A 13,779-nucleotide genomic window follows, 5' to 3' on the forward strand; every position below is an offset into this window, starting at 1 on the left:
GTCTTTATGCGCCGGCGACAAGCGTGGACCAGAACGCTTTTTCTTTCTCGAACAAATCGTTCGCGAGCGTCAGCTCTCTACCGCGTTCGAAGTCCCCAGTCACAAAGCGGTCTTTCAATAGATCCCATCCGCCCTTCACTGCGCCAAGCTGACAGGACAGCGACTCATGTAGTGCTTCACCGATCAGTTTCTTTTCCTGCATTGAGCGGAGCAGCGACGTGTTGGCAATATGCCGGTTGCAAATGATGTTGACGCCGACAAGGCCATAGGTTAAATGAGCTTGCTTCTTATCTGGGTCGGAATCTACATTCCACATTCCCTCAATTGAGAACTCGCTAAGCTCCCTCGCCAACCGCTCCGCATTTTCCACCACTTCAGCCAACTTCAATTTGTAGGGCTGAATATTTTCCTGCAGATTGTATACGTAGAAGGCAGGCCCCAAATAGTCCGGGTTCACGTTGTATTCCGAGTTACCGTACGCCTTGAGCAGCCTTTCCTCCGGCACCTCGTGCTCCTCGTATCCCGCAAGCGTATCGTCAATGACGTAGAAGACGCCGCGCTCCTTGTTGTATCCGTTAAACATCGAATAATGATACCAATGGAACTTTTTCCAGGCCATGCTGCCCGGCAGCCAGTCATACAAATCGACGTTTACGCTTAGGTTGCGTCCGCCCTCAAGCATCGCCCTGATTTCCTCCAGCACCGTCTCCTTGCTTCGGAAATGACCGGGCTCGATATAGCGGATCACCTGCGACAGAGGGAATCTGGCCGGATCGTCCATATAATACAGTGTGTCAATTGTCGGATAGCGGAAGTCCTTGTCCGTTGCAGCCTCCCAAGGATAGTAACGGTAAATGTTCAAATACGCCGCATCTCTGTAGCTGGGCTCCTCCGACACCGCAATAGAAAACGCCTGGTTCAGCATGCAGTTCATCCAAAACTCGTTAAACGGTTTCCTTTTCATCGACAGCTTCATCGTTCGCCGCCTCCTTAGGCTCATAATGTTGGTTCAAGCGAGCTTGCTTGCCGCAAGCACAGCACTGATTTTTTTGCTTGCTCCGTCTTCGACAAGCGCGCGTATGATCTCCGTATAATCATCCGCCAGCGCCCAGGCGGTCTCTTCTTGGAAAAGACTTGTTGCATATTCCAACGTAAAGCCGATCTTTTCATCCCGCTCCGCCGCTTCAAGAGTCAAATCGAATTTGCTGACGCCCGGATCGAACTCCTTGGGGTCGAATTCAATGCCGCCCGAACGGTAAGCGACGCGATCGATATTTTGCAAAATAAACATCGTATCGAACAGCGGATTACGGCTGCGGTCCTGTTCAATTCCCAGCTTCAGCACCAAATCCTCGAACGGATAATCCTGGTGCTCCAGCGCCCGCAGCACATCTTCATGCAGTTCGGACAAATAATCGCTAACGGTCCGGTACGATTCGGGAAAGCTGCGAATCGCGACCGTATTGACAAACATCCCGATGAGTCCTTCCAGTTGCGCATGATTGCGGCCGGCTACCGGCGTGCCGATAATGATATCCTCCTCACCGCTCCATTTGCTGAGCAGCATCGAATAAGCCCCGAGCAGCACCGTATACAACGTCGTGCCGCGCTCGCGCGCAAACGCCTTGATCTTGAGCGTCAGCTCCTCATCCAGTCTGAAGTTGATCAGTCCGCCCTCGAAGTTTTGCAGTTCCGGCCTTGGCAAGGCCGCCTTGAGTGCAAGCGTCGGCAGCTCCCCTTCGAATGCCTCCAACCAGTAGCGCTCATGCCCCATATAGGTCTCGCTGCCGATTCGTTCTTCTTGCCATACCGTATAATCCCGGTACTGGATATCCAGCTCCGGTAGCTCGCCGCCCCCGTACAAATTGGTCAGTTCCTGCAACAGGACGCTGACGGAAACGCCGTCGGTAATAATATGATGAAAGTCCAGCAGCAGCAGATGGCGCTCCTCGCCAAGCGGAATCAATCCGGCCCGGAACAGCGGGAGACTGCCGAGATCAAACGGACGGATAAAGCGCTCCATCAGTGCGCTGATGCCGCCAAACAATCCTTCGTCTCCGCCTTCCGTGAGCAGCTTGCCCGCCGCCATTCTTAGCCTGGCGCCCCGCTCCAGTGTAAATACTGGCTCCTCATGCACGCGCTGTCGGAACTCATCCTCCTCGTGATGGAACGTCGTTCTGAGCGATTCATGGCGGCGCATCATCGTAAGGAAAGCTTCCTCCAGCCGCTCCACATCGAGCTTGCCTTGCATATGCACGGCGAACGGCACATGGTACATCGTTGCCCCGCCCGAGATCAGCCCCATCATAAATTGGCGGCGCTGAGCCCTTGACATCGGGTAATGCTCGCGCTCCGGCTGCTTCGGAATGCGAGCGGCCGCCACGGTTCCGCTAGTGTCCAGATGGGCCGCTAAACCTTCAAGCGTTGGATTCATAAAAATATCGCGCAGAGGCATTTGGATGCCAAAGCGTTCCGCAATGCGGCTGACCATGCCCGCCGCCTTCAGGGAATGACCACCCAGTTCGAAAAAGCTGTCCTTGGCGCTGATTGTATCCGTACCGAGCAGCTCCTTCCAAATCTCCGCCAGTTTGCGCTCGGTATCTGTCGACAGCGGAACAAGCTCTCGTGTGCCCGCGTCGGCAGATCCCGGTGTCGGCAGCACCCTTCTGTCGATTTTGCCTGTTGGCGTAAGCGGAATCGCATCCAGAACGACCATGAAGGCCGGAACCATATAAGAAGGCAGCTTGTTCACGAGATATTCGCGCAACTGCGCGGTCAACCGGTCGGATGGCACTGCGCCGTCTGGCTCCGCATCCGCTACCGCGGTGTCCTGCATGACCACATACGCGCAAAGCGCATATTCCCCATCCTCTTCCTGAAACGCGGTGACGACCGTTTCTTTCACCTGCTCATGGCGAAGCAGCAACTGCTCAATTTCACCGATTTCAATCCGGTGGCCCCTGATTTTCACCTGGAAATCGCGGCGTCCCGCATAGGCGAACTCCCCATTTTCGAGCCTGCGCCCAAGGTCGCCCGTGCGATACATGCGTTCGCCCGGCGCATACGGATTCGGCACAAAAGCGACATCCCATTCGGGATGACTGAGATACCCACGCCCAACGCCCGGCCCGCCGATGCAAATTTCACCCGTCACGCCTGTCGGCTGCAGCTTCAGTCCTTCGTCAAGCACCATCATGACGGAACCTTCGATCGGCGTGCCGATTGAAATGTCCTCCCCTTCGGTCACTTCCCGGATGGAGGTCCACACCGTCGTCTCCGTCGGACCGTACAGATTAAACAATCTGGCTCCGGTAGCGGCGCGTAACCTGCCAAGCACATCGGCCGTCAGCGGCTCCGCCCCGATCATCAATATGCGCAGCTTTTGCAAGCCGTCCGTTTCGCCTCGCTGATTCATCCACCATTTGAATCGTGATGGCGTAATTTGCAGCACATCGACACCGTGCGCGTCGATCAAGCCTTGCAACAAGGCGGCATCGCCCCTTTCTTCTTCGCTCGCGAGTACAATCCGCATACCGAGCGTCAGCGGAAGCAGATTTTCAACGACAAATATATCAAAGGAGGCCGATGCCATCGCCAGGATACTCTGGCCCTTCTCAAACGGTATCCGGCTTCGAAAGCCGCTGATGAAGTGCGACAACCCGCGATGTTCGATCATCACTCCTTTGGGACGCCCGGTCGAGCCCGACGTATACAGCACATACGCCAAATGGTCCGGCTTATGAACAAACCCTGGGTTGCCTCTGTCCGCCGCATACAGCTCCGAATCATCCAGGTACCACTCAGCAACAGCCCTCGTTACGACACCTGCATATGCTTTTTCCGTCAGTAAAAGCGCTTCGCCGCAGTCCTCAAGCATCCAGTCGATCCTCTCTTTCGGATAAGCGGGATCAATGGCGACATATGCGCCTCCGGCTTTCAGAACACCCAAAATGCCGACAAGCAGCAGGGGGCTGCGGGACGCCATCAGTGCGACAATGCGCTCGGGCCCTACGCCCTTCGCCCGCAAGGAATGGGCAAGCCGATTCGCGCGTTCGTTCAGCTCCGCGTACGTCACCGTCTCCGCGCCGAATTGAATCGCCGTTTCATCCGGCGTGCGCGCCGCTTGGCGTTCCACTTCCTGCACAAACCCCGTCCATTCCGACGTTGCTTGCACGGAATACGGCGCCGCGTTTCCTTGCCGATCCGTCATGCCTTTCTCAGCTCGAAATTCCATCCTACCCGTGCTCCTCTCTCTATATGCAGCCTGTACCGGCATGCCTCCTCCGGCCAACAGAGCCAGCAATTGCTCCCTCTCGCTTTCACTCATCAGCTCAAGCTCGCCGACCGTGCGTTCCTGCGATCTGCACATCTCCCGCACGAGTACGGTATAGCTTTCCGCCATACGGCGCGCGGTTTCCTCATGAAACAAATCCGTTGCGTATTCCAGTTGAAGTTCAATTTCCGCTTCCCGCTCCACCGCTTCCAGAGTCAGGTCGAACTTGCTTGTCCCCGCCTCGAACGGCATTTCGTCAAAAACAACACCGCCAGCTTCCATCACCGCCCGGTCCATATTTTGCAAGACAAACATGGCGTCAAACATAGGATTGCGGCTTCTGTCGCTATCTGCCATCAGTCCTTCAACCAGCTCCTCAAAAGGATACGTCTGACGCGAAAGCGCCTCTACGACATGGTTATGCAGTTCCGCCATATAGGCCCGCACCGTCTTGTCTCTCTCCGGCCTTGTCCGCAGCGCGAGCGTGTTGACGAACATGCCGATCAAGCCATGCGTATCGGCATGCTCCCTGCCTGCGGTGGGGGTGCCCACAATCACTTCGGCCTGCCCGCTGTATTTGGCCAGCATCGCGGCAAAAGCGCCCAGCAGCACCGTATACAGTGTCGTCTTCGCTTCCCGCGCCAGCTTTCGCGCCTCCGCCGTTGTCCACGCGTCCAGCCGGAACGAATGGCGGCGGCCCTTATAGCTCGGGCGTGACGGACGTGGCCGATCTGTCGGCAGCTCCAGCACAGAGAGCTTGCCTTCGAAGATTTCCATCCAATACCGCTCATGTTCCGCATAAGCGGCATTTGCAAATCCGGCTTCCTGCCACACCGCATAATCGCTGTATTGAATGCGCAGCTCCGGTAGTGCTTGACCGGAATACAACTGCGACAGCTCTTTAACCAGCAAACCAGAGGATACGCCGTCCGTAATAATGTGATGAATATCCAGCAACAGCAGATGATCTTCCTCATTCAATTGCAGCAGCCCGGCCCGAAGCAGCGGCAGCTTGTCCAGTTGGAACGGGCGCTGGAAGACTTCCATAAGCTTTGTCACCTCGGCACCGTCCAGCAGCTCTCCCGGAAGTGTTTCGACTCCAGCGAAAGCTGCACGATCCATTACCTCCAGCTTGAAAGCATACGGCGGATGAACCGTTTGCCTGAATTCATCCTTAGTCATATGGAAGGTCGTCCGCAAGCTTTCGTGGCGGCCGATCAGTGCCGTAAACACGTTTTCCAGCTTCACTTCATCCAACTTGCCCTGCAAGCGGAGTGCGAACGGCACATGATACATGGTGGCGTCTCCGGCCAACATCTGCATCATATATTGGCGGCGCTGTGCCCGCGACATTGGATACCACTCGCGGCGCTCTACTTTCGGGATCGGCTCAGCCATCGCAGCGGCACCGTCCCGCTCCTTCAGCCAGGCGGCCATTTCTGCAATGGAGGTAAGCTCGAATATCAGGCTGAGCGGAACCAGAACACCCGTCGCCTGCTGCAGCTTACCCGCCAGCACAGCAGCCTTCAAGGAGTGGCCGCCAAGCTCGAAAAAGTCGTCGTGAATGCCGATTGGTCCGGCGGTATCATCCAATACTTCCTTCCAAATGGCGGCGACGCGCTCTTCCATACCGTCTCGAGGCAGCTCCAGCTTTCCCTGCTCCTGAATTCCGGATTCCGGCTCTGGCAAGGCGCGCCGATCCACTTTCCCGTTTGGCGTCAGCGGTATCGCGTCAATTGCCACGATATAGGCCGGGATCATCGCCTCCGGCAGCTTGTCTTTCAGCTTTCTTCGCCATTCCCGCGAAGGAAGCTTGTCCGAAGCGATCACATACGCGCACAGCTCCTTGTCGCCGCTTGCCTCCTCGCGGACGACCACAACCGCATCCTCCACCTCGGGAAGGGAAATCAATTGCGAGCGGACCTCGTTCATTTCAATCCGCACGCCTCTGATTTTTACCTGTTGGTCGGCGCGGTCCACATACATCGCGTTGCCGTCCGGCAGCCACTTTGCGATATCGCCGGTGCGATACATGAAGCGGCCCTCGTGGTACGGATGCGGTAAAAAGCGCTCGGCCGTCATTTCCGGCTTGTTCACATAACCGCCCGAAAGGCCGCTGCCGGCAATATACAGCTCCCCGGCTGCACCGATAGGGGCAAGCTGGCCACCATAGCCGAATATATAATTTTCGACATTGTGCATCGGCCCTCCAATCGGCACATAGCCGCCGCGATAAGCGCCCGGCTTGTATGCGTACATATTGGAGCAAACCGTCGTCTCCGTCGGGCCGTAGCCGTTAATAATCTGAATCTCAGGATTAAGATTCGTATACAGTTCCAGCGTTTCGTCTTTAATTGGTTCTACCCCAACGAGCATTTTGTCTAGCGTAATTGCAGAAACCGATTGCTCCAGCAGCCGTGCAACTTCTTTCAGCAAAGACGGCGGCAAATAAGCGAATGTAATTCGTTCTTCCGTAATCACTTCAGCAATTCTCCGCGGATCAAGCAATTTCGGCTCCGGGTAAAGTACCGTGCAAGCCCCGAACATCAGCGGCATAAACAATTCTGCTACGCTGACGTCAAACGAAATATTGGTCAGGCTAAGGCATCTGTCTTTTTCGCCGTATTTCCCCTCGAAAAACGTCCGGAGCGAATGTCCGAAATTATAAAAGCTGCGGTGCGGCACAATGACACCCTTGGGCTGCCCCGTAGAACCGGAGGTATAGATCACATACATTGGATCATTGGCATCCTGCGGCCATGCGGCGGCATGGTCTTCGCTGGAGAACAGTGTCTCATCCGAAATGTTCAGTACTTGCAAGGAGGTCGGTACGACGGCCCCAGCTCCGGAACATGCATCGTCCGCGAATACCAGCTCCGCGCCGCTGTCCTCCAGCATATAGCGGATTCGCTCTTCAGGATAATGCGGATCTATAGGCATATAAGCGCCTCCGGCTTTCATAACAGCGAGCATAGCGGTCAGCATGGGGATGGAACGCTCCGCCATGATGCCGACTACACTGCCGCTTCCCACACCTTGTGCACGCAAGGTTCGCGCCAACGCATCAGTTCGGCGGTCCAGCTCCAGATAAGTCATAGATTCCCCGCCGCAAGATACGGCCGGCAAGTCGGGAACGGCTGCCGCCTGTTCCTTGAAGCAATCATGCAGACAGCGCGGCGGCGGAAAGTCCGCTTCGTGTCTCCCCAGCGCCAGCATCTGCAGGCGCTCTTCCTCTGTCAGCATCTCCGCTTCGCCGAGCACGGCGTCAGGACAGAGCGTCACGCTGCGCAGCAGCTGCACATAATGCCGCATGAACCGCTCGGCTGTCGCACGGCGAAACAAATCGGCATTATATTCCACGACAAGCCGCAATTCCGAACCAGTCTCCACTGCCTGAATCATCAAATCGTATTTGGCCGTGCCATGCTCAAAGCGCTGGTGGCGATACGACAATCCAGCATGCGAAGCGTTTGGAATACCCAGGTTTTGCATGATGAACATCGTGTCGAACAGCGGACTCCGGCTGGCGTCCCTTCTGTCCATCCATTGCGCGATTTCCTCGAATGGATAATCGGCGTGGGCGTAAGCCCCGGTCGTAATTTCTTTCACTTCGGACAAAAAGGCTCTGAACGGCTTGTCTGCGCGCGGATAAGCGCGCAGCGCCAGCGTGCCGGTGAACATGCCCGCGATCGCTTCCAGCTCGCGCCTGTTCCGTCCTGCAATCGGCGTGCCGACGGCAATGTCCTCGGCCCCCGTATAGTGGGCGAGGAAAGTGTAATACGCCGATAACAGCACCATAAACGGAGTCGCACCCGATTCTGCCGCGAGGCTTCGTACAGCTGCCGTTAAACCAGCCTCGACGTACACGTCGAACGTTTCGCCGCGGTTGCCTTTGACGGGCGGGCGCGGGGCATCGGTCGGAAGCGCAAGCAGAGGCCAGTCTCCCTGGCATTGCTTGCGCCAATACTGTTCGGCGTTCCCTGAAAGCGGCCTGTTCTCCTGCCATACCGCATAATCCTTGTATTGCAGCGGTAGCGACGGCAACGAACCGCCCTGATATAAAGTCATCAGGTCGGACAAAAGAATGCCCGCTGACATGCCGTCGGATGCAATATGATGCATATCAAGAAACAGCACATGGCGATCCGGTCCCAGCGTCAGCAAGGCTGCGCGGAGCAGCGGAGCCGTATCGAGCCTGAACGGCCGGAACAAGCTTTGCAGCACGCCGTCCGCTTCGGCTTCATCGACCTCGAGGCGAATCAGGCTTAAAGGAATGGCGGCGTGAATGCGCTGCCTGATCTCTCCGTCAATGACGTGGAAGGTGGTGCGAAGCGTCTCGTGACGCTCCACGATAGCTTGCAGGACGGCCTCCAGCCGGTCTGCATCGATAACACCGTCCAAGTGCAACAATTCGGGCAAATTGTAGCTGCGATCATCCGGCATCGCTTGCTGTTGCAAGTACATGCGTTTCTGCGGCGATGAAACCGGATAATGCTCTTGTGGGGCTGCCTTTGGAATCGGCTCCAGCTTATCGCCGGACAAAGCGCCGGATGCTTGGCCAGTCAACGGCCCGACATACCCGCCGGACGTTTCTGCTCCTTCACGAGTGCCGTCCGCAGCTTGTGCGTCATGACCGCCGTTCGTCTCATAACCGCCGCTCCCAACGTCGGCCCCTCGTCCATCGTGCCGGGCGTTCGTTATTTGCGCTGTTGCCGCACCGCTTTCCCTGATCCGCCGCTCGATCAGTGCAGTGAACGAAGGCAGATCCGCATGCCCCAGCAAATCCGCCGCCTGAATGCGTACGCCCGCAAGTTCGCTGAGCCGATTCGCAATTTTGAGCGCAATAATGGAATCTCCGCCCAACTCATAATACCCGGCAGTCGTAGGCAATTCGTCATAACCGAGCAGTTCTCCCCAGACATCTGCGACATGCTGCTCCCACTCCAGGCCAGAGCGCTCCCCGGTTAACGCAACGCCGCGGCGGCGCTGGCTCGTCATTCCGCCGCTCAGCTCCAGCGCGGCTTGCCACCTGGCGAACGTTTCGTTCATTTCTTGCCTAAGCTCCTCGGGAATATCTCCGCCGAACGAATATCCGCCCCAGGCCACAAATGGGGTATGAAGCGCCGCTCCATCGCGTGCCTCCTCCACCCAGCAGCGGTGAGAGTCGAACGGATACGTCGGAAGCGGCATCCGATAGCGGCGTTGTCCACGATAGATCTCCTTCCAATCGATCTCGTATCCGCTTACGTAACGTTGGCCGAGCTCCAGCACTTCCACTTCTCGTTCATTTGGAATGGATTGCTGCCGCATATTACCGGTCGTATCTGCATCGGCCGTTCCGAACCGGCCGTTCGGCAGCGCTAGGCCGGTAAAGCCACTTTCGGCTACGGCATGCAAGGTCTGGGCAAGCTCTTCCCAGCCGCTTACCGCAATCGCTAAGCGATACTGATGGGCTCCCCGGCCGGCAACCAAGGTGTAGCAAAGGTCGGCCAGACTGCGGTTTTCATCGCCGCGATGCTGCAGAGTCCAGTCCCGCATCAGTATCACGAGTCGCTCCAGCGCCGCCATGCTGTGCGCGGACAAGCAGAACAGTTCAGCTCTGTTCGAACGATCCGAAGGCATCCCGGCAGGAGCCTCCTCCAGCACAACATGGCAATTAGTTCCGCTCATGCCGAACGCGCTCACTCCGCATCTTCTTGCTCCGCCGTCCGTCTCCCACGGCGTCAATTCGTCATTGACATAAACGGGCGAATCCACAAACGGAATGTTACGGTTCGGCGAGCGGTAATGAAGCGTTGGCGGAAGCTGTTTGTGGACAAGCGACAGGATCGCCTTAAGCAGCCCTGCAATGCCGGCGGCATGGTCGAGATGACCGATATTTGTTTTCAGCGAACTGATGGCGCAAAATTGCCGTTTATCGGTATATCTCCGGAAGGCGCGCGTCAGCCCGTCGATTTCGATCGGGTCGCCCAGCGAGGTTCCCGTGCCGTGCGCCTCCATATACGTTATCGTTTCGGGATCAATGTCCGCATCCTGCCAGGCGCGTACAATAACATCCTCCTGTGCGAGGGCGTTCGGGGCGGTAATGCCGACCGAGCTGCCGTCCTGATTCACCGCGCTGCCTTTGATGACGGCATAAATATGGTCGCCGTCCTCCTGCGCGCGGGACAACGGTTTTAGCAGCAGCGCAACCACTCCATCGCCGATGCCCGTTCCGTCGGCCGAGTCGTCGAACGTTCTGGCCCGGTTGTCGCTTGACTCGATGCCAAGCCGTATGCCGGTATCCAGCGGCAGCACGTTAATTTTGACGCTGCCGGCAATCGCCGCCTCGCATTCGCCGCTGCGGATCGATTGGCATGCCAGATGGATCGCTACCAGCGAGGAGGAGCAGGCGGTGTCCACGCTGATCGCCGGACCGCGCAAATTTAGCAAATATGAAATCCGGCTCGGTATCATGGAGCTCAGATTGCCTGGCGCCGCCATGGACAAGGCGTCCGGGTCCAGTGCTTCGATGATTCGCTTGTAATCATGCAGAGCGTCCCCGTTATAGCCGATAAAGACGCCGGTGCGCGAACCATGCAGCGCATCCCCGCCGTACCCCGCATTCTCAAGCGCACCCCAGGCCGTCTGCAGGAAAAGTCGCTGCGCTGGACTCATCAGCGAGGCTTCCTTGGGCGAAAGCCGGAAAAATGAGTAGTCAAAACCTGAAATATCTTCGATATACGCCCCATCAAAAAAGGAAACGGAGCCGTATTGCGCTTCCATGCGGCGCAAATACGGCTTCAATTCCACCTTGCGAGAATCCGGAAACCCGCCTACCAGGTCCTTGCCGTCCCGCAGAAGCTCCCAGAAGGCTTCGTGCGATTCCGCGCGCGGCAGCTTGGCGGATATCCCGACAATCGCAATATCCTTGAGGGAAACATTGGAGACGGAACCCCCGCTCCGCCCCTTCCGGCCGGCTGTGTTTTTTTTGGTATCCAGCATATCCAGTTGAAACATGGCGCCCTTCCCTCCTAGCTAGTAATGAAATCGCTGACGGCCTGTTCTTTTTCCGCCCTTCCGCCGCTCCCGCGCAGCAGCAATAACATATGAGCAGCAATGCCGAGTCCGCTGATCAGGGCTAATAAACCAAGCGTACCTGACTGCCAATTACCCGCCCATTGCAGCACAATATACAAAGTGCCTGTGCTGCACACATGGGCTGCAAGCGATCCCCAAAGCGAATGCGAGCCGGCGCGTACGGTGCCGTATACGATCGCGCCCAGCGCCGCAAATGCGCCAACCGTTACATTCATAAATACTGCGCCGAACAATACAGCCTGGAGCAGAACCGTCCACAGAACCGAGAGACGTTGACGCAATGTATGGAACAGCATTCCTCTGAACAGCCATTCCTCCAGCAAAGATCCCAGCAGCAAGCTGCTGAGCATAAAAATGATCAATCTACCGCCGGCGACAAAAGCGACCAAATCAGAAATGGCCGGAAAGGTCGCCTTTATCCACGGAAGACGGGTAAACGAGGCGATAAACAAGCCGAGCCAGATACCCGTCCCTGCGGACAGCAGCAATGATCCGCCGCGCGCAGGAACAAACCCCAAATCCTTCAGCGAAATTTTTTGCCAGCGCAGCAGCGGAAGATAGACGGCAAGCACGATGATATTGGATACAATCAGCACAATGCCGGAATTGTCAGCGATCCAGTCTTTCAGCTTGGGATCGCCGACCCAATTGTAGAGCGCTTGATTGACAAGCATTACAATTGCCGCATAAATGACCAAGTATAAGACGCTATTTCCCGCTATTCGCAATCCCTTCACAGAGGCGTCACCGCCTCGGAAGACAGCGGCGTGGAGATCGAAGAGCGATGCTTGACCGCAAGGAATATGCCAACCGCAATCATGGCAGCCGCCACTACCATCACGACGGACATGACGGTGATGTCTGTCGTCTCCGGCCCGTAATGCCAAAGCAGGTACTGGCTCCCCTGACAGGCGACTTGCGCGGCAATCGGCGCCCAGATGGATTTAAACCAGACATATAATAGTGCAAAAATAACCGCGCCGAGAAAACCGTACAGCGACAGCGGAATGTCTCCGAGAAAGAACAAAGCCCCGTACAACACGCCCTGAATCACAATTGCGATCCAAACCGGGAACACGCGTCTGAACGCATTCATTAGAATGCCTCTGAACAACGTTTCCTTGTAAATATTTCCGAGAATCAGGAAAATCAGAAATACATACCATTCCGCGCGGTTCAGGTAATCAAACAATTCACGGAATTGGTACTTGTCCGATGCAATGGCGGGAAGCCGGGAGAAAGCGACCGTAAACAGGCCGGCTCCAAGACCGATCCATAATGCGATCGCTACCGATTTTCCGCCCATCACGCGGAACTTAGCAGCCTTAAACAGATTTTCTTTGAATATTAACCTCCAGACCAGCAGCATGAGCGGCAAACCCACCATATCGTTCAAAATAATGACGGTTACCGTGTTCTGTTCAAACCATGTGCTACTGGGGTACACATAATTGAAAAATAATTTCTGCGCGGTAAGAAACCATGCAAAATACAGGCCGATTACAACGGCCACGCGAGCCAGCATCATTCCCCATGCCTTCATGCGGTCAGACCCCCTTTTGTGCTGCCGACGGCGCGTCAGCCGTCAGCGCTTGACCGGCGCGTACGCCGATACCGCCGTTGCCGGAGGTCCGCCAGACATAGACGGAACCTCCAATCAACGCAGCCAGACAGAGCGCTGTAATGATATACAGCGAAACATCGCCCAGCTTGCCAAACCATTCGTAGAACCCGATGTATTTAAATAGAAAGATGGTGCCCATGGCCGTATTCTGTACCAGAATAGGCGCCCACAGCGACCCGGTGCGCAAATACAGCGACCCGTAAATCAATCCCGAACCGATGCTGATGACCGAAAGCGCCGCGCTCGGCTGGAAGTAAGCGTAAGCTGCGGCTTGCAGCAGCAAGGCTGCATATACCGGCATAACGCTGCGAAGCTCTCTGAAAATGAGTCCCCTGAACAATATTTCTTCAAATGCCGGGCCGATCAAACCGGCGCCCAGAATGACGTACCAGATCGAATCCCCCCTGATCGTATCGTCGACCAGCGCGGGAATGGACGGGAATTGCCTCGCAATATCGTCAATGACGATCAAACCGATGCTGAATAAACTTCCGGCAAGACCCAGGCCAATCATCAACAAAACGCGAGATGCGCTCAGCCGGTTGAAGCCCGACGCGCGGAACAGATTTTTTTCCGCTTGGGGCCAGATCCATCCTTTGATACGAAAGATGAGCATGTACACAAGTGTTATCAGCGTGAATAGAACGGCCATAAACATGGCCGGGTTGCGATCCAGAAACTTGGCGAAGGACAGCGTCACTTCGTAGTTGTAAGTAGAGCGAAGCAGATAGAGCAGCGCATAAAAGACTCCGAGATAAAGCGCGATATTCACTATCATGGACAACACTTTTTTCAAAGGAAA

The 13,779-nt window shown here is 56.1% G+C and carries 5 protein-coding genes; all 5 read right to left on the reverse strand.

Annotated features, from left to right (window positions below):
* Positions 1-4: 4 nt before the first annotated feature.
* From GRF59_RS03065 to GRF59_RS03085, 5 genes are read right to left on the reverse strand one after another with little or no spacing between them, the layout of a single operon-like run.
* Positions 5-976: a hypothetical protein gene (locus GRF59_RS03065; protein WP_160496182.1), complete on the reverse strand. Its 972-nt coding sequence runs from the start codon at positions 974-976 to the stop codon at positions 5-7.
* 33 nt (positions 977-1,009) lie between these two features.
* The gene (locus GRF59_RS03070; RefSeq protein WP_160496183.1) at positions 1,010-11,272 is read right to left on the reverse strand and encodes a non-ribosomal peptide synthetase; all 10,263 of its coding nucleotides are present in this window, start codon (positions 11,270-11,272) and stop codon (positions 1,010-1,012) included.
* Positions 11,273-11,286: 14 nt separating this feature from the next.
* Positions 11,287-12,090, reverse strand: a complete 804-nt coding sequence (locus GRF59_RS03075) for a CPBP family glutamic-type intramembrane protease (RefSeq protein WP_160496184.1) — start codon at positions 12,088-12,090, stop codon at positions 11,287-11,289.
* A complete protein-coding gene (locus tag GRF59_RS03080) occupies positions 12,087-12,896 on the reverse strand; it encodes a CPBP family intramembrane glutamic endopeptidase (RefSeq protein WP_160496185.1) in 810 nt (269 codons plus the stop codon). The genes GRF59_RS03075 and GRF59_RS03080 overlap by 4 nt, the downstream gene beginning before the upstream one ends.
* A 4-nt stretch (positions 12,897-12,900) precedes the next feature.
* On the reverse strand, positions 12,901-13,764 hold the full coding sequence (locus tag GRF59_RS03085) for a CPBP family intramembrane glutamic endopeptidase (protein WP_341480055.1): 864 nt from the start codon (positions 13,762-13,764) through the stop codon (positions 12,901-12,903).
* Positions 13,765-13,779: the final 15 nt, after the last annotated feature.

The organism is Paenibacillus dendrobii, assembly GCF_009807035.1.
In the GTDB taxonomy this organism is placed as follows: domain Bacteria; phylum Bacillota; class Bacilli; order Paenibacillales; family Paenibacillaceae; genus Paenibacillus_AQ; species Paenibacillus_AQ dendrobii.